Annotated in this window: 18 protein-coding genes; 6 read left to right on the forward strand and 12 right to left on the reverse strand. The window is 42.6% G+C overall.

Annotated elements, in window-relative coordinates; translation table 11 throughout:
* Positions 1-33: 33 nt before the first annotated feature.
* From AB4298_RS01490 to AB4298_RS01510, 5 genes are all read right to left on the reverse strand, one after another.
* Entirely contained in the window at positions 34-780 is a 747-nt protein-coding gene (locus AB4298_RS01490; protein WP_346347781.1) for a DUF3465 domain-containing protein, read from the reverse strand.
* Positions 777-1,676 carry a 3'-5' exonuclease gene (locus AB4298_RS01495; RefSeq protein WP_371985509.1) on the reverse strand — a complete coding sequence of 300 codons (900 nt, stop codon included), beginning with the start codon at positions 1,674-1,676 and terminating at the stop codon, positions 777-779. The genes AB4298_RS01490 and AB4298_RS01495 overlap by 4 nt, the downstream gene beginning before the upstream one ends.
* Before the next feature lie 30 nt (positions 1,677-1,706).
* Positions 1,707-2,294 (reverse strand): hypothetical protein, encoded by a 588-nt coding sequence (locus tag AB4298_RS01500; RefSeq protein ID WP_248998846.1) that lies wholly within the window; start codon positions 2,292-2,294, stop codon positions 1,707-1,709.
* A gap of 167 nt (positions 2,295-2,461) precedes the next feature.
* Positions 2,462-3,361, reverse strand: a complete 900-nt coding sequence (locus tag AB4298_RS01505; protein ID WP_371985579.1) for a pirin family protein — start codon at positions 3,359-3,361, stop codon at positions 2,462-2,464.
* Positions 3,362-3,498: 137 nt separating this feature from the next.
* Positions 3,499-4,827, reverse strand: coding sequence for a BamA/TamA family outer membrane protein (locus tag AB4298_RS01510; RefSeq protein WP_371985510.1), 1,329 nt, complete (start codon positions 4,825-4,827; stop codon positions 3,499-3,501).
* A 146-nt stretch (positions 4,828-4,973) separates the two neighbouring features.
* On the opposite strand from AB4298_RS01510, the gene AB4298_RS01515 reads away from it, so the two are divergent.
* Both AB4298_RS01515 and AB4298_RS01520 read left to right on the forward strand, forming a co-directional pair.
* Complete coding sequence (locus AB4298_RS01515; protein ID WP_371985511.1) at positions 4,974-5,387, forward strand: hypothetical protein; 414 nt, start codon at positions 4,974-4,976, stop codon at positions 5,385-5,387.
* A gap of 176 nt (positions 5,388-5,563) precedes the next feature.
* Complete coding sequence (locus tag AB4298_RS01520; protein WP_371985512.1) at positions 5,564-6,841, forward strand: lipopolysaccharide biosynthesis protein; 1,278 nt, start codon at positions 5,564-5,566, stop codon at positions 6,839-6,841.
* Between the two features lie 141 nt (positions 6,842-6,982).
* On the opposite strand, the gene AB4298_RS01525 is transcribed toward AB4298_RS01520, so the two are convergent.
* Together AB4298_RS01525 and AB4298_RS01530 are read right to left on the reverse strand one after the other, a co-directional pair.
* A complete protein-coding gene (locus AB4298_RS01525; protein WP_371985513.1) occupies positions 6,983-7,513 on the reverse strand; it encodes a hypothetical protein in 531 nt (176 codons plus the stop codon).
* A gap of 10 nt (positions 7,514-7,523) precedes the next feature.
* The gene (locus AB4298_RS01530; RefSeq protein ID WP_371985514.1) at positions 7,524-8,345 is read right to left on the reverse strand and encodes a cytochrome c3 family protein; all 822 of its coding nucleotides are present in this window, start codon (positions 8,343-8,345) and stop codon (positions 7,524-7,526) included.
* A 455-nt stretch (positions 8,346-8,800) separates the two neighbouring features.
* On the opposite strand from AB4298_RS01530, the gene AB4298_RS01535 reads away from it, so the two are divergent.
* From AB4298_RS01535 to AB4298_RS01550, 4 genes are all read left to right on the forward strand, one after another.
* Entirely contained in the window at positions 8,801-9,553 is a 753-nt protein-coding gene (locus AB4298_RS01535) for a winged helix-turn-helix domain-containing protein (protein WP_371985515.1), read from the forward strand.
* A gap of 40 nt (positions 9,554-9,593) precedes the next feature.
* Positions 9,594-10,112, forward strand: a complete 519-nt coding sequence (locus AB4298_RS01540; protein ID WP_248998839.1) for a hypothetical protein — start codon at positions 9,594-9,596, stop codon at positions 10,110-10,112.
* Between the two features lie 168 nt (positions 10,113-10,280).
* Positions 10,281-11,663, forward strand: coding sequence for a DUF4397 domain-containing protein (locus tag AB4298_RS01545; protein WP_371985516.1), 1,383 nt, complete (start codon positions 10,281-10,283; stop codon positions 11,661-11,663).
* Positions 11,664-12,123: 460 nt separating this feature from the next.
* Positions 12,124-12,780 carry a thiol:disulfide interchange protein DsbA/DsbL gene (locus AB4298_RS01550; protein ID WP_371985517.1) on the forward strand — a complete coding sequence of 219 codons (657 nt, stop codon included), beginning with the start codon at positions 12,124-12,126 and terminating at the stop codon, positions 12,778-12,780.
* Between the two features lie 90 nt (positions 12,781-12,870).
* Here AB4298_RS01550 and AB4298_RS01555 read toward each other — a convergent pair whose 3' ends face one another.
* The 5 genes from AB4298_RS01555 to AB4298_RS01575 all read right to left on the reverse strand — a co-directional run bounded on the left by AB4298_RS01555 (position 12,871) and on the right by AB4298_RS01575 (position 18,253).
* On the reverse strand, positions 12,871-13,875 hold the full coding sequence (locus AB4298_RS01555; RefSeq protein WP_371985518.1) for a glycosyltransferase: 1,005 nt from the start codon (positions 13,873-13,875) through the stop codon (positions 12,871-12,873).
* Positions 13,876-14,000: 125 nt separating this feature from the next.
* Positions 14,001-14,531: a cytochrome b/b6 domain-containing protein gene (locus tag AB4298_RS01560; RefSeq protein ID WP_371985519.1), complete on the reverse strand. Its 531-nt coding sequence runs from the start codon at positions 14,529-14,531 to the stop codon at positions 14,001-14,003.
* A 20-nt stretch (positions 14,532-14,551) separates the two neighbouring features.
* Complete coding sequence (gene hemG, locus AB4298_RS01565) at positions 14,552-15,079, reverse strand: menaquinone-dependent protoporphyrinogen IX dehydrogenase (protein WP_248998834.1); 528 nt, start codon at positions 15,077-15,079, stop codon at positions 14,552-14,554.
* Positions 15,080-15,298: 219 nt separating this feature from the next.
* Positions 15,299-16,885, reverse strand: coding sequence for a di-heme oxidoredictase family protein (locus tag AB4298_RS01570; RefSeq protein ID WP_248998979.1), 1,587 nt, complete (start codon positions 16,883-16,885; stop codon positions 15,299-15,301).
* Between the two features lie 219 nt (positions 16,886-17,104).
* Positions 17,105-18,253 (reverse strand): imelysin family protein, encoded by a 1,149-nt coding sequence (locus tag AB4298_RS01575; protein WP_248998833.1) that lies wholly within the window; start codon positions 18,251-18,253, stop codon positions 17,105-17,107.
* Between the last annotated feature and the right edge of the window lie 26 nt (positions 18,254-18,279).

The following is an 18,279-nucleotide window of genomic DNA, read 5'->3' on the forward strand; positions in this document are numbered from 1 at the left end:
TTACCCCAGTAAATCCAGCGTTATCAATTAGCCTTATTGATAGGTAAGTCCATTATGCTTTAACCAACCACCAATATGCTTACCTCTAGGGTCATGGTGGGTCCAGTGCACTACTCCACCACGCTTATTCCATTCATATTCACCGTAAAACTCCACAGCATCGCCATCTTGTAAATTAGGGATCCGCGGCGCTAAATCGATATTATGAGCAATGAGCACCGTCTGCCCATGGGGTAACCGTAAAATGAATCGTTGATGACGGCTGCCTTTGTTATCATCAGGAAGCACTTTGCTGACAACACCTGAGGCTTGTACTTGAATATCGCTCTTCTGCTGCGTAAATGCTAGCTTGAGCTCCTCACTCCCCATGCTGCCGATAGGACCTGATGTAGCAACGATGCTTAAATTAGCACTTGCAGCAACCGCACGATTATAGACAAAACTTGCAACCGTTAACGCCACCAGCATAATCACGATGCGCATTAATACGCCTTTAATGATCTTGTTGTGCTGTACCCCATCCGCTTGTTGCTTAGTGGGCTGCGTATCGAGTATATCTAAGCCTTCAATTTTTGCTTGTACTGCTTTTTGCTTACCCTGCTCTAAACTCTCTATTTGAAAGCTTATATTGTCGCCAACTAATGGGCGACGAGCAGCACCTGCAAGTGCCGATATATGAATGAACACCTCTTTACGCGGGCCATCCATATTGCTTTGCAGTGCAATAAAACCAAAGCCTTTTGTATCGTTCCATCTTACTAATTGGCCTTTGTAATTCATTTAGTGACTTCCTTTTCAACCATGTTTAGCTCAAGTAAACGCTGCAACAGAGACTTAGGCCATAATTCACTATAATCAATAATCTGAGCGAGAGTTCCGTGTAAAATATCCAGAGCAACAAAAGCATCAGCTGCAGCATATTGTAGCTGTAACTCACTTAGCGGCTCCGATAATGGCTTCGCCCAATTTGATAAGGTGACCTTTTTACTTTTAGGCACTTTTAACCGCAAAACTGTTGCCGTCATTTGTTGCGTTCCCAACTGCTTAGGTGCGCCGAGTTGATTCATCAGCCAGTTGAGATCCAAAATTGCCGACATCGCAATGTTAAAATCTCGCTTAATTGCATTAATATCACTTCTAAGCCCGATACCGACTTTCAAAGTCTGTTCATTACTTAAAACCGGCGCCAGCGCTGCGCTAAACGCCGCTATATTTTCTGCCTGCATACGAAACAAGTAACAATGCGTCACCGTAGCAATTTGGATCAATGAAATAGGGTTAGTATTACGACGTCCCTTTTCAAAAGTGGCTGCAGTTTCAGTATCAAAGCCGATCCAAGCTTGCCCATTAATATCAGCGATAGCGCTTGGCAGCGAATCAAGCGTTACCACTGTTATCTGCCGTGGTTGGCCATTAAACTTAGGTGATACATGTTGGATCTGCTCAACATTAAAATCTGCTAGCTTTGATAAATGGCGGTCATCAATACGTGTAATTAAAGCCGTTCGCAATTGCAGCCAATCAAGTTTTTGCTTATTTTCAGCCGTTGTTATTTCGCTAAAAAATGCGGTTTCAGCAGCCTGCATCGCTTTAAAAAATGCCTCGGCATCTTTACCTAGTTCACGATAAATAACCGCCGACTTATCGGCGCTTAGGCCAAAATTAAATAAACTCATGCTGTAACCCTTTTTTCAATCTCATGCCTTTTACTGTGTTACCCACATCAAGCCTAAATCTTTATCTATCGCTTTGGCTAGATTCAGCTTAAATCGCTCAAATCCTTGGCAAAGCTGTTGGTACTCTGGCTCTAGAGGTAAGTAATCAGGGTTATGAATATCCAGCCAAGCATCAAACCTCTTGCGTACCGTTTGCTCATTCAGCACTGACAACAATACTTGTAAAGCGGGTAATTGCTGGCTTTGAAACGCAAAAGACTCGCTCTCGCTATCCATCTTTATAGCGTCATGATTATGAATATCAAGCCAAGTTTGGAACAAACTGCCGGCGCCTTTAACTCGTTCTTCCGTGTCATTTAAAATATAATGATAAAGGTCGACGTTACGATGATCTGCTGTGGGGCCTATCATAACCACAGCTGTGCATGGCCAATCGCTAGGCAAAGTTTGCCCCCCTTTGCTACCAAGCAACTGAAGCACCTTATTTAGCAAAGTTTGCTTTGCAGGCTCCCATTCAGGCAGTTCCCCTTGTAAATATGCATCAAGGGTTTGCGGATGAGCTTTCAAAAAACAAATGTGTTCATTCGGCAATGAAAACATATTTAAGCATAACGCCATTAACTCTCCTCAGAGATTATATCAACTGCCTAGCCTAATGCTGACTGTTATAAACAAGTACAAATACTCGTAAATTCTTACATATTTTATCTGTCGGATAGTAAGGCTTAGCCAATAAAAATGCGAGCTTACTCGCTCGCATTTTTCGTTAGATTAGTATTGAGCTATCACTGTTCAATATTACCAAAGCGTCCCATTTGGTAATCCTCTATAGCCTGACGGATCTCAGCTTGGCTATTCATTACAAACGGTCCCATATGCACAACAGCCTCATTTATCGGTTCGCCTACCAGTAATAGCACTCCAGCCCCCTCGTCTCCAGCTTGTAGCGGCATGATTTCCTGACTATCGAGTACCAATATATGTCCTGCTTGATACGACTCAGAGAAACTGGCAACTTGTAAGCCCTCCCGCAGAGAACCACTATAAATATAGATCCCCACAAATCGTTTTTGCAGCTCACATCCATCATCAGTATTCAGTTGATTAACACTAAGACTGATATCTGTCTTAGCATTGGCTGCAAACGTTAAGTCGGCAATTTTAGCCTTCCCCGCTAGCTCAGATAATGGTGAATTTAAGTACTTACCGGCAAAATTCCAACTGCCTGCTAGCGCCTTAAAATGTATGCCATCTAGATTTGTTTGAGGCAATACAATATCACCGCTATCTTGATAGCGCGCCGGACGCATTTTGTCTTTTGCTGGCATATTTAACCAAATTTGAAAGCCATGCAGTCCGTCTTGACTATCGGCTAACGGCATTTCAGAGTGGACAACCCCGCTCCCGGTACTCATCCACTGCACATCACCGGCCCGTATCGCTTTAACATTTCCTAGTTGATCTCTATGTTCAAAGCCGCCTTTTAGAATATAGGTAAAAGTTTCAATTCCACGGTGCGGATGTGCAGGGAAGCCACCAATAAAGTCTGACTCATCATCTGATTTAATCTCATCAATCATTAAGAATGGATCAAACCCTAGCTTGGTAAAATCCGCAACGCGCCGAATATTGACTCCGTCACCATCCATAGCTTTATGTGCCTGATGTGTTGATAGTAGTTTCATCATGTGTGCCTAATTCGTTATCAATACACCTAGAATAACGACTATTAATTAGAATAAATAACGCATAATTGTACGATTACTATTCTAAAAAATAAGACTATCGGTCATAAGAAGCCAACCACTATTAGATAAGGCGACTAGAAAGGATGATCAACCATAACCCAAGCATTGGTTGACTCTTGTGAGTGAGCAATATCAAATCGAATAACAATCCCCGCGGTCAATGCTCTTAATGACACGCCATAATCAAACTTTAAATCCGACAACAGCTCACTGGCAGTATACTCTGGCGCAACTCGCCCAGCTTCAGCAAACCCGACTAATTGAAACCAATCGAGGCGCAGAAATCGTAGCCAATGAATATCTTCAACAGGGTTATTCTTTAGGGTGTAACGATATTCTGCCGCGGTGTATATTGATGCCTTGTCGTGAAAACGGTTTTGATCAAAACCACGCATCCGATAAAAGCCACCTAAGGTCGCACCTTCATTATACGGTGCGTTGTTAATGACTCGGCGCCCTCCTTGGTCATCAAACTCTAACTCCCAAGATGGTGAATATCCGGTCCAAAAATTTAACGCTAATATACGCTGACTTGCCCAGTCAGAAGGGCCGAATGAAAAATATTTACTCATATCAAGATTAATAAAAGTCCATTGATTATCTGAATCTAACCAAGATATATCCCTTGATACCGAAAGATATTGGCTGCTGCCATAACTTGGGTTCACCGAAAAGTCGGTATTGTCGTATAAGATCCCAAGCTCTATCGCATGAATGCTGCCTTCTAAAGTCTGCGGCTCAAATTCAAAACTTTGATAGCGATTAAACTGACGCAGCACCATGACAGTCGAGCCCGTTGTTAACGGATCCCATTGTTTACCACCACTTGGTTCTGACACTAATAAGCCACCAGCCAATTTATACTCGACTCGACCTTTGTCTTTTGTTGCCCCCATAGGCAGCGCGTACTCAAGTTTGATATCAAGCCAGTTAGAAGAACCATCAGCCTCTAAAAATTGCTGATTACTCGAACTATTACTTCCGGGCAGCGCTACGCCCGCAGGAATAAACTCAGCTGAACCACCCGCATAGGCTCTCTGATCAGGGTAATAGCCTAAAAATCCGACCGCACTTAAAAAGAAGCGCTCCGTCTTTGGTAATTTAAAGTTCCAAACACCAAGTCCTGCACCTTGGCTTACCTCGCCACCAAACACAGTGCCTCCAATGGTCATTTGATCTTGAAAATAGCCACTTAGCATACCGCCAACCCCTAAGTTTAGCCCCATAGAGTCAGTGCTAAACAGGTAAGGCAAAATCAATTTCTCTTTTACATTGTTAGGTGTTTCCGCTCTATCAATTGTAGTTTTAACATTAGCAGCCGGGGCTGCCATGGCAGAATAGGCCGATATTAAATAGAAACAGGCCAAGCTCATTTGGACTTTAATAGCTTTCATTTTTAGCATTTACACTCCTTGACGATGCTACAGGCTTGGTACTGAAATAATTTCGCCTCACGGTGAACATAAACTTACAGTTATAGGGTCTATGCTTAGAGTCACATAGTTACTCGCATCATTAAACCGATAATAAAATAACAGGACTCAAAAATATGACTCGAGCATTAGAACGTTTCCAAATAGGACTTTTCGCCTCACTTGGCTTTGCCTTACTCTTGTTAACTCCACTACAAAATGCATCTGCTCAGGCAAGCGGCGAGCATAATGGCCAAGTCAAAATGCAAGCAGGCCAAGCGATGGCTTGGCAAGAATCAACCCAACAATGGTTAACTCTAGATGACTTTTGGCAAATATGGGCAAACAGTCGCGGTGGAATAACTTGGGGCAAGAGCCAGACCTATCCGCCCTATGACCAAGTACAAGAACAGGATACTTTCTTAGTCGAGATTGGGGACGGCAGCTGCATGATGGAGTTTTGGCATGGCCGCTGGCGTCGCGCAAATGACGTTAGGCGCTGGGATGATGCCTTTAACGACTACTCGGCCTGCCCACGTGTATTTGATTAGCCATTCAACTAGGTTGTAAACCTAGAATAAGTATCGATAGTACCTTCTTTGGCTATCGATACTTTACAATTGTCACTTCACAGCTTTACACATTTGCTATAGCGCATCGTCTATTAATGGTTAATATTTGGGTCCATTAAACGTACTGCCTTCTATACATTGAGTAACGCCATATCATGACAGAGTCTTCTTTTCAGCGGGTTAAAAATGCTTTTGTTAGCGCGATTTGGGCAACCTTCGCCAGCATGTCTTTGGGATTAGCATTTAAAATTTGGTTGGCGCAATGGGTTGATAAAAGCGATCTTGCTCTTTACCACACAGTGGTCGATATTATTTCTATGTCACTGATTTTATTAAGTGGCTTTCGTGCATCTATGGTGGTGAGTTTTTCCCAAACGAAAAATGATGCCGACATTACTAATATCTTTCGCTATTCATTAATCACCATGGTGCTTTTTACGTGGGGATTAGTTCTACCCTACATAAAACATCAGCTTAATATTGATGTTGAATACATTCAATTAGTCGGTGTGATTCTTGGCATGGGCTTTAAAGTCTATTTTACTAACCAGATAGGCATGTACCGGCTCTACGATATCGCCAACAAAGCGATCTGGATAGAACCCTTAGTACAAGTATTATTGTTTTTAGTTTGCTTTTACCTTTTCGGCCAAACTGCGGTTGCATCGCTATTCTTCAGCTTGATGCTATCTAACTTTGCAGTGGCAACTTATATGTTTATCCAACGTAGAAAGCTTATCGCCACTACACCGCTAGCACCGGTACAGCTCGATGAAAAAATGAAGAGCTTTGTCAAAAAGAGCATGATGTCATCGTTGGAAGTCGGCGCGAGTATTTTAATGATTTATGCAGCGGTACTGCTTACCATCGGCTATTTCACTATCGATGAGTTAGGTGATTTTCAGGTGGTTGTACGTCCAGTACTCGCTTATTTCACTATGCTTTTTGTGTTCCCTGTATATCGTTATATATTGCCTGAAATAGCCCAATGCTTACGCCATGAACAGCACCAAGAAATCGCCTTAATTCGCCGCTGGTTCTTTAAATTAAGTTTGGCTATCAGCGCCAGTTTATTATTGGTATTAGTTCTATTTAGTGATGAAATTGTCGGATTTATTTTCCCGCAAACTTACGCTAAAGCGGCGCCAGTGTTACTACACTTCTCGCTGTTTTTCGGCTTTATGATGCTCAATGCATTTCAAGTGGCGTATATCAAGGCCCATGGATTATTTTTACAAAGCTTAATGATCCGCCTGCTTGGTGTCGCGACACTATTAAGTATGTTTTATCTACTCAGACTATTTACAGATAATGTAGTTGCAGTCATTTTAGCGCTAGGGTTTGGTTACTTAGCAATGTTTATAGCTTCAAGTATTATCGAACGTAAGCTGTTAAAACAACACAGTTTCGATGAAGCTAACGCAGCACATTAAAACTAAGTAAAAATAGCCGTAACCTAGAGGAGAGTTACGGCTTTAAACTATCAAGATATAAGCATTGAACTAGGGCGCTTATTGCAGGCATTCAATCAAGGGAATGAAATAAAGGGAAGCGAACTCCCCTTTTAGATGACATTATTCTTCAGCTTCAATAAGCTCAATCTCATTACTCGCCAGCGCGCCATGGATCTGAATTGCCACTTTATACAGCGCCAACGCGCCAGCTGCTGCTTGAGAGTCTAAATCTAAGTCCGTCGCCTCAAACGTGTATTGCCCTTTGATTGCAGTTTCAGTCAACACGCCAACACACTCTTCATCTGCACTGGAATCACACTTATAGCTCTGAGTAACATGCCAACGCTTCCAAGCTTTTGCATTCGTTGACGGTGAGCTTGGATCTGGATAACCAAAGTAATATATATCGTAATCAGTCGCCTTGGAGATAGATTTTTCATCTGCATCTTGCAAACTAAAGGTTAACGCTCCTGTAGCCGCATCAAAACTGGCCAGCTTCATTACAATCGCACTAGCTTCATCGATATCAATGGCATCATCTGCTGGTGGCGGCACAACAACAGGGGGCTCAGTAACATCATCGTTGTCGCTTCCACAGCCAACTAAAAGGATTGAGCTTACCAAGAGGGCGCTCAGTAATTTGACCTTCATAGCTTACTCCTTAGTTAAAGTGACCAGTATGGCAAGTAGTACATTCCATATCTGTTTTCACACTTGCAGCTGGGCCCATAGTCTCCGTGACACCATGGCAAGATTGACACGCTTGTGCGTCTTCAGATGGCTTAGTTTCAGGTAGAAGCGATAAATCTTCACCACTATAGGCACGGTTGAGTAGCTCTACAATGTGATACGCCATGCTGGCTGATAAACGCTTACAGCGCTCACCTTTCTCTTTAAATACTTTGCCCGACGCTGCCGACCAGTTACTAATAGATGAATGACATAGAGGGCTATTCGCGACCGAGGTACTACCAACTTCTATACTCTTCTCCGCAGTTGAACCAATCCCAGCGACAAACTCATCAGATGAAAGCGGCAGATCTTCAGTTTCGTAATAGCGGAATGAGCCACCGATCACCGCATCATTTTGACCATTAATATCATCTAAAATGTTGATCAACATGCCAGCAGCATTCAAGTTACCGCAAATGGTGCCCTGGCCAACAATACCAGCCCAACCATAACCCGCTAAGGCTGTAGGAATAGTGGCAAACTTTTCCGCATCCATACTGCTAGACTGAGCTAGCATAGTAATAATTGAGTGAAATACTTGATGCATACAGCCACCGCCAGTTTCATAAGCTAGCTTTGCGGTCGCCATTGCATCAAGTGGCACGTACTTAAGCTTTTCTCCCATCTCTAAGCGATAATTGCCGTCCGCATCAGTAGCTGCAAAAGCAGAGGTTCCAACTAATGCTGCGCCAGCTGCTGCAGTGCTTAATCCGATAATTTTAGTTAGTGCCTGACGTCTATCAATACTCATAATAATCACCCCATATCCATCATCATTTTATTTTGCTTATAAGCCCTAAGGCTTATTACGGTTAGTAAACGAGTTCAAATTTTGGATAACGACTCGATGGGTTAACTTTAAGAAATGGAAAAATTAAAAGTGTGATTTGAGGCCGATGAAGCTAGAGCAAGAAGATTTCTAAATTTAGGTATTAAAAAACCTGACAACCAGGACACTCTGGCCAACACCAGCTCTACATTCATGATGTAAATCACATTATTATCGGACATTTGCAGCCATATTCATGTTGCAGAAAGTTAATTAATTGTATGAATTTACGTGACTAAGCTCTCATTTAGCTATTTAGGCTTCTGCACAACGCTCAAATTTATCATGCCAGCCAAACTTAAGTATCAGGATCACAGACTTCATTAGTTTAAGTTCATAGACTTTCCAGATAGAGGGGCTTAACTAAGGCGACAAAGATGCAATTAGGACATTGTAGATTTGATATTGATAGAGAAGAACTAATCAATTTAGACAGTGGACACGTCTGGCATCTGCCAAGAGCTGAGCTACAAGTTCTAACATTATTAGTTGATTATCAAGGTAAAGTAGTCGCTAAAGCCTTATTGAAAGTAGGTAATGGCGAACAACAGCCTCTCAGCGACTCATCAGTAACTCGTGCGGTTTTCACTCTTCGCTCATTTCTTGGTCCACAGTATGAGTCACTTATAGAAACCGTAAAAGGGCAGGGCTATTTATTACGCCACCATCGTTGCCGTAAAAATAACGATACTCCATCACAGCGTAAAGTCTCTTCGGCGAAATTATGGGCTGGGATTTCATTAGCTCTAGCTATTGTCCTATGCAGCAGCTGGGCTATTTACGACAACCAGAACCTAGTAAATTCAGCTCCGATACCATTGCAAAGTAATTCTGTTAAGACTCTCTCAGGCCACTCAGTCAATGTGATTTTATATGCTCACTCTAAAACCAATAATGGTTTATTAACCGAGTTGAGCCAAACAATGTTACTGAGCTTTAGCCAATGCAATCTCTCAAGCTGGAAGAACGTTTATCTTTCTCTATCCCATGATAAACAAGTGCTCAACATCACTCTACGTGGTGAGCAATTTGGTCAATCGATGATCCGTAATTTGAAGATTAGTGATCGTCGCCAACCAAAGCAGTTTATTAATCAGCAATGGTTACAAGCTGTTGATATTTGTGGTTAAGCCACCAATTACGAATTACCAAGTAAACAAGGAGCAGATAATGAGCCGAACTTGGCGCTGGGCTATAAACATCGTTATTCTTAGTATTTTGCTCGCTTGTCTAGGAGTCATCTATAAACTTACCGTTAAGCCACCAAGCTTTATGCTTAATTGCAGCTCCGAGCTATTTAATCGACAGCAATCACTAGAAGATAATAAACACTATCTTCTAGTCGATCTTTTTTCTAAAGATGGTCAAGCGCAAATTAATTATCGCTACTTTGACTTAGAAGGTAACTCTGCAGGTTCTGTATCAATGCAAGGACAAGTTAATAGCATCGATTTAGATAATATGCTTTACGATATTTCAGTCAAAACTAAGCAAGAGTTCCCCCACTCAAACCTAGACCTTGCCCCAGAACACTATAAATACCTTTCTTATGTCAGCAGTTTAAACCTCAATAAAAAAGGCATGCATAACCTAAGCGTGCGGGTTTTAGAACGCGATGAAGGCAAAGACTTTGCCGTTGTACTATTTCAACCCAGTAACACCGTTTGTGGTTGTCGACTCGTAAATTAATGCTAATTTCATCAAAAAATCGGGGCATATCAATAGCCTTGCCCCGCTTATTATCCATACCTTCCGGCAGCCATTTCATGGCAAAGTAAAAAAGTTGTTAATTTTTTGATCTTATAAAAATGTCATTGCGTAATACTTCTTCGAAACCAAACATCAAGGATTACGAAAATGAACTTTTCAATGCCAATAACCCGCTATATGTCTGTTGTGGCTATTTCGATTCTAGGCCTAACAGCCTGTAGTGATGACGATGACAACCCAACCCCTAGCAACCCGATAGAAATTGCTGAATCTCAAATCCGCGTCATTCATGCCGGTAGTGATGCACCATTGGTTAATATTATGGCCAACGGTAACAGTTTTATCGATGACGTAGACTACGCAATGTCGAGCGGTCTAGCGACTGTCCCAAGTGGCAACTATGCTGTTGCTGTAGATGCCCAGCTCCCAGACGGCACTACAACCACTGTATTGAGTGCTGACTTGGCTGCTGAAGCGGACACCGAATATACTGCTGTAGCACTAGGTAGTGTGGCCGATGACTCATTAATGCTAAAAGTAATAGCGAACCCAGAGCAAGACATTGCAGCTAACTATGCTCGCGTGCAAGTTCTTCATGCCAGCCCGGCCGTCGGGTTAGTCGATGTTTATGTGACTGAGCCAGGCGCAGATATCAGTATGATGCAGCCAACACTTTCAGCAAACTACATGGATGCCAGCCCGCAGCTTGAAGTCGCGGCAGCAGATTATCAAATCCGCATTACTGCAGCGGGATTAAAACAAGCAGTATATGACTCTGGTACAGTGCCGCTAGAAGCACTTGGTGACTATTTTATTACCGCCATTCCAAATACATGGTCAGGCGATTCCCCTGTCGCTTTACTTGTTGCTTTACCAGAAGGTCAGGTGTTACTCAACGATGCTGCAAGTGGCAGTGATATCCGAGTGGTTCATGCCGTGGCAGACGCTCCCGCTGTTGATGTATTTCTAGATGACAGCGCAACTGCTGCCGTAAGCAATCTTATGTTTAAAGGGATTGCAGGATACGTCAACATTCCAGAAGGTGAGCACACGGCAACGGTTGCAGCCAATGCCGATAACAGCGTGGTAGTTATTGATAAAGCACCGTTTGAATTAGCACTCGGAATGAGCTACTCAATTTTGGCCACAGGCTCATTAACTGACAACATGATTGCACCATGGATTATTATGGAAGACACTCGTATGGTCGCAACTGAAGCCAAGCTAACCGTTTCTCACGCGGCATACTCAGCACCCAACGTAGATGTTTACTTAACCGAGACGGACGATATATCTGAAGCAACACCAGCATTGACTGATGTTCCATTCAAAGCGTCTTCAGGTAGCTTAAGTGTCCCAGCTGGCGATTACATTGTTAGCGTCACTGTGACTGGCACCAAAACCGTTGCTATTGGTCCACTACCAATCAGTTTAGAAAATGGCGGCATTTACGGCGTAGCCGCTGTAGACAGCACGACTAGTGGCGCTTTTGATGTCATTTTACTTGATGACTTTGTCACCATGAAATAACCACATTAGCCTTCCTAACTCTTATTGCGACCGAAACCTTGTTTCGGTCGCGTTTTCGTTTGTTGTTTGGTTTCAAAGCAGCATATATAGTGAACAATAACCTCGCCGAGCACTGCATTGCACTGCTCGGCTCCCCCTCAAAGCTGGACTTTAGCCAATATTAAACCAAGAATAACCACAAACTAGCAATATTGAATAAGTTCCCGCAACAGCAGTTTTTCAACCAAAATTTAATTGATATTGTGAAGCGAGGCAAAGTTTAAAATGAAATCTTCAGCTTCCGCTTAAAATCACTATACGCGTCACACTCTAGAGCCTGTATTAACCGCCAAATTCAGTCATAATTAAGCATCTGGGCTTATTCTTAACAACAATGTAATTTGCTGTAACGGATGAATAATATTTGTATTATTCGTTATCGCTCGACCACTTATATAGACGTCACTTAGAGGACACTAGATTGATTAAACATATTGCTTTAGCGTTAACACTTGCCGTTGCTCCACTGAGCAGCTTTGCCGCACAATTTGTTGAAGGTAAGCACTTCACTGTTGTTTCAAATAAAGCGCCAAGTACCGAACCAAAGCTCACTGAGTTTTACTCGTTCTACTGTGGTAACTGCTTTAATATGGAAAAAATGTACATGGCAGATATCAAAGCAAACCTAAACCAAAAGGTCGCTTTTGATAGTAAGCACGTGGACTTTGCTAACACTGAAATCAATACCGAAGTCATGCGTTCTCTAGCTGTTATCCAAACACTAGATAACCAAAAGCCATTAACTGACGCGATGTTTAAAGTTATCCAAGGCGATAACGGCGAAAAACATGACCATAGCGCACCAGGCCACAAACATGATGAGCCATTAAAAAGCCGTGATGATATCAAAGCTGTATTTGCTAAGTTTGGTGTAACCGCTGAGCAATATGATGCTGCTGCAGACAGCAAAGAAACTGACGCTAAACTTGCACTATGGCGCACTCAGCAACGTGAATTTAAAGTACAAAGCGTACCTTCGTTCATCGTTAACGACAAATACCAAATCAATATGGGTTCAATTCGTACACTAGGCGAACTTATCGACCTAATGAACTACTTAGCACTTGAGCATAAGTAAAACTGAGCTTATAAAATGATTTTAAAAGGCGCTAATTAGCGCCTTTTTTGTTGCCATTTAACTTAACTATAACCACTCAAGAACTGCGACCTAAGGTAATGTCTCATCTAACAGACGTTGCCAGTTGTCTAAAACAGCCTTCCATGCCTGCTCACCTAATAAACGTTGCTGAGTATTAATCTCAAAATGTTTATTCTCTATAACTTGCCAAATAGCCTGCTCAATACCAGCAGCGGTAAGCTCGTTGATCACTTGATAACCATCACCTCGCTGCTGTAAGTCTGCAACTTGGTCCGCTAGACCATCAACATTTGCTACTATCACGCCCCGTCCAGCAGTAATAGCCTCCTGACAGGTCAACCCAAAAGGCTCCCATCGAGAGGGAACAACGACCACATCACCGGAGGCCAAAAAACTGGGGACGTCACTGACCTCTCCCACTAAATGCACGTGCTTTAACGGCTTAGTTAAACTTAATAATGTATCTTGCTGTTCGCCTTCGCCAGCAATCGCTAACTCAACTTTATCACTCGGCAGATTGGTCATGGCTTTAATCAGCATATCAAACCCTTTCTGCTGGCTTAACCGGCCATAAGCCAAGAGTTTCAACGGTTGATGTCTGGTGGCTTTAGGTAGAGAAACAAAGTCCTTTAGCTGCTTACCTTGCCCTACTAAAACCATTTTGCGTGGCGAAAGCACATCGATATCTGCTAACCAATCTACCTGTGCTTTCGATACCAGTAATACCTTGCTCATCAAGGCGTAACCTAGTTTGAGCATTAGCCTAAATCGAGCCGGACGTTGCACACAGTGATGCATAAACTCTCGACTATAATGGTGCTCTTGATAAAAAATGGGGGTACCAATATTGGCAAGTTTTAGAGCGAGGAAAGCCGGCAGTTTTTGCCAACTAATAGAGCCGTGAATAACAATGACATCAGCATGATAACGCTTAAATTGCGGGTAATTAAATTGGCAAAATATCAATTTAAAATAGAAAGAAAGGTTTAACTTTGAGGCAGCGAGACTTTGCAGCGCTAAGTTAACGCCACCGAGTTTAGTATCATCAATTAAGTGGACTATGGTTGGCCGCACACTGACTCCTAACTTAAGTGCCTTTGTACTTAAGTTAAAGAAATAGCGACAGATTTAAAAGCATTGTTTGGACTATATTTAACCACCGACAAACAAGCTAAGTATTTTTAGACTGTGGTTTATGGTTAGTTACGAATAAAGTCGAGCAAGTGCAAGCAAGCAAAAATCGCATGCAATACGATAAAGCCAATAAAACCTTGGGCGCAACTAATATGATAACTACGCCACATCAGCGCATCACTACTGCCTTGCGTCGCAAACCAAAGTATTCCAGTAACACCCACAGCTAAGAAGACCAGCATGCCAAGGCCTTCAATAATACTGAATAACCCTCGCCCACCAGCAATTGGTATTTTGCCTTTAAATAATCCTAAAACATCGGCTTTTAACTGCGAGAAATCAGCGACTAGCCACGGAAAATATTGGCGCCACCTTCCCTTAAGGCTATTGGAAATAATAAAGGTAATAGATAGAAAAGCGCCAACGAGGCCAAGATACACATGGCTAGTATCCCAAATGCTCGCATTCGCTCGCAGGCTGCGCCCTATCAAGATCCAGCTGCTGGTAAATATCAGGTAAGCAGAAGTGAGGATAATTAAAACATGTTGCAAATCAATATATTTTCTCGCTAAGCGTTTAAACATAGACTGCGCCATAAGCTTCTGCCTTTTAATTTCTAAACAACTAATTGGTTAACGGATTCAGCATAAGTATCAACTTTATTCCAGTCCGTGTATTCAATATTAGTATCCGCTGCTGTAGGGCCTTTAGTGATCCACATAATAAAGCGAATAATATTTCTATCCATAGAGCCATAACTTGGGTAGTTAAGGTTACCACCAAACACTTCAGCTAACTGCGGCTTCCAAGGCGATTTTTCAAAGAAAGCACGCATATAAGGATTTGTGTCAGCAGTATTTTTTAACGGCTTACGAGCCACTAAACTTACCGAAAAAAAGCTGCTTGGCTTTTGCTCTAATACCGTTTGATTCGCTTCAATAAAGTCATATACGGCAGCGCTATGCTTGCCATGACGAATACTACCGCCAATGATAATTTTATCGAACTCAGCTAAATCCACTTTATCGGTAATATTCATAGCCGTAACACTGTTACCCGCGGCTATTAGCTTATCTTCTAGATAGGCGCTAATTTTGCGCGTCTGGCCATGTACACTTGAATAAACAATAAGAATTTTGCTCACCAGACATCTCCCCGAAGTATTAATTTTAAAGCGAATGAATTTAATGAATAAATCATAGGTGATTTGGTTAAAAGATTACATGAAACAGATCACGAGGAGCGGGGGAATAAATCAAATTTGCTTTATCTACTTCACAAAATTAACAGTGAGACTCCTCAAAAGAGGTAGTCCCACTGTTTTAATCGCGATAATGTCTGCGGTCAGTTATTCAATTTTTGATTATAACGACATTAGAAAATCAATAACTTGCGAACGTTCTTCATGGCTTAAAGCCATAAAGTCTTGCTGACTTTTTTCCGCCTCACCACCATGCCATAAAATGGCTTCTTCTAATGTAGCCGCACGGCCATCATGTAAAAAACCAGCTTGTGGATTAACAGTTTGAGTTAAACCTATTCCCCATAAAGGTCGAGTACGCCATTCATTACCATCAGCCAAAAAGTCAGGTCTACCATCAGCTAATTCTTCACCCATGTCGTGTAATAGCATATCGGTAAATGGATAAATCGTTTGGCTCTTATGCCCTTCAATCATACTTGTACCGCCAATATCTCCACTCGCCTTGGTAACAAAGCTAGGAGTATGGCAGCCACTACAATTTAATTGCTCAAACAATCTGGCACCTTCACGCACACCAGCATTATCGACATTGCGTCTAGCTGGTACAGCAAGGGTTTCAGCATAAAATACAACTGAATCGCTAAACTCAGCACTCGCTTCGGGCTCGCCATTCACATCCGAGCCAGTATCAACAAAACCGGTACGAGTAAGGTAAGAGTCATGCAATGCCGTGCCAGCCACACTTTCATCAGGGAACAGCGGATTAGTGATACCGATATCGCCTCGCAGCGCACCTAGGGATTGTACTCTCACACTAGGGGTGTTGGCTTTCCAACCAAAGCGACCTAGCGATACAGGATTTGAAGCGCCCGCTTGCGCTTTTACAGCATCAAACACATAGTTAGCTCGACCTGAAATGCCATCCTGGTTGCTATCATTAGCGTCCACATTTGCCAAAATCTCAGCCTCAGGAATAGCTTCAAGTAAACCTAAGCCAAACACCGGCATACCATTACGCCAGCCCATCAGCACATCATCTTGCAGTAAATTAGACGTCACATTGCTACTCAACTTAGTTTCACCCGGCGCGTCATAGGGGTTTTCAACGTCAAATAGCGGTTTTTTCAAGGTCACTGTCGCGCCATCACTGTAGGTCACGACTTTGGTTTCATAGGACAAGTAAACATCAGCTTGACCGATAAACTGATTTTGCTGCCAGTCAGGTCGTGCCTGCAATACACCGCGGTGAAAAAGCTGCCCACCAAAATCAGGGACAGGGATTGGCGCGCAGTAATCATTTGCTGAAGTACCGGTTACACAGGGTTCATTTGGTGCTTTACTGATCCTCAGAAATATCCCGGCTTCTGAGCCCAATTTTACTCGTGAAGCCCCAGCCGGAACAATTGGCGTAGAATTACGCCCATCACGTTGATGGCAAGAGTTACAATCAGCGTTATTGAATACAGGCCCTAAACCATCGAGTTCGGGATGAGCCGAATTTGGTGCCGTGGTAAATGCGGTTTCAAAACCTAAATCGCCCTCAAGATGCAATTCCAATTCGGCCGCGCTAAGGTTTGGCGCGGGGGTTGAAAAACCATGGCCAGATTCAGACGCATCAAATGTGGTAGTGTCCCCCCCAGTTGCTTTTATGTCGGTATAAGCCGGATAGACTTTCTCTTCCGGTTGCGGCGTACTGTCGTCTCCCGAGCCTCCACATGCTGTCAAGCTTGCGATCCCCAGTACCATTAAACCATTAAGCAAACCTGCTTTAAGCTTGAAACACGGTGCTAGATGATTAATCAGACTTGTGGTTGTTATTGTATTCGATTCAATTGCCATATACGTTTCCACACACTGTAATACTTTATCTAATTTGCGAAATAAAATGTTAATTAACCACTTATAAAACAAGGGAATTAACATAATAAAAAGGAGGCCTATTAGGCCTCCTCATATCTTATTTACTTAGACTTTCCAATCTTTAAGTAATGGCAAAACATCAGACTCTAAACTGCTTTGTAACGTTGAAAGTGCATCAACTGCAGATTGAATACGTACACGACCATCAGCGTCGCTAATCGCTTGACGGAATGGCATATTACTATCACCCGAAATCGCTTCAATTTGAGTAATTGCAGTATTAATTTCAGTTTCAACACGGCTTGCAAGCGTTGGGTTTGCAGCATTAACGAAGTCTTTGATCCCTTGCTTGTCGGCTTCACCTTCAAACTCACCTAAATAGACATTACGCACGCCAATAATGTTATCGCTAAAGTCAGTTAAAGAATTCCAAGAATACTGTGACTCAACCTTTGAGGTATCCGCTTTAGCAAGTGAATCCCCAAACGGATCAGCGATTTTACCATTACCCACTTCATCGACGATGCCGATCATGCCATTAACGAGTTCTTCAACGACGCCAACTTCTGAGCTATAGAATGTATTGTCATCGGTACCAGAATTTTTAAGTAGCTCGCCATAAGCTTTACCACTCTGACCGTCATGACTTACTTTCCAAGAATCGTCGAGTGTTTTAGCATAATCACGGAAAACCTCTGCAAGCCCCATAAGATAGTCACGCTCGTTAGCTGTAAGCTCAGATATATCTTTTGCGTTATCAGCAACACCGTCACCGAACAATAGGTATTCCATTGTGTGGAATCCCTGAACATCATCGTTCCAGCCCTTGATTGTATCGGCATCAAAACCAGTGTTATTAGCTAGAACCGTCGTTAAGTCAGTGGTATTTAGCGGCCAGCTATCAAGATGCGGATCGATACCTAGAGAATCAACCGGGCCAAAGATATGTGACTCACCTTGTTCCCAAGGTTCACGTGCAGCTTTCCACGCTTCTTGCGCTGCCAGCAAGTTAGCTTGGCTAGGCGAGTTAACAAGCGTTTGCGTTGCTTGGAACATGGCTTCGCCGTTATCTGCAAGGTTGGTATAACCAGCAACAATAACGTTATCCGTTAGATTAGTAATCATTTCAGTTGCAGCAAAAGTAAAGCTCTTGTCAGGTGCTACGCTTGAGTTGTCGTCCGAGCCTGAGCCGCCACAAGCAGTAAGGGCTGAAATAAGGGCAATTGCTAGCGCTGAATGAGTAAAGTGTTTCATGAAAACTCCATTTATAATGTCATTTG

The sequence above is a fragment of the Shewanella sp. 10N.261.52.F9 genome, assembly GCF_041471165.1.
Taxonomy (GTDB): domain Bacteria; phylum Pseudomonadota; class Gammaproteobacteria; order Enterobacterales; family Shewanellaceae; genus Shewanella; species Shewanella marinintestina.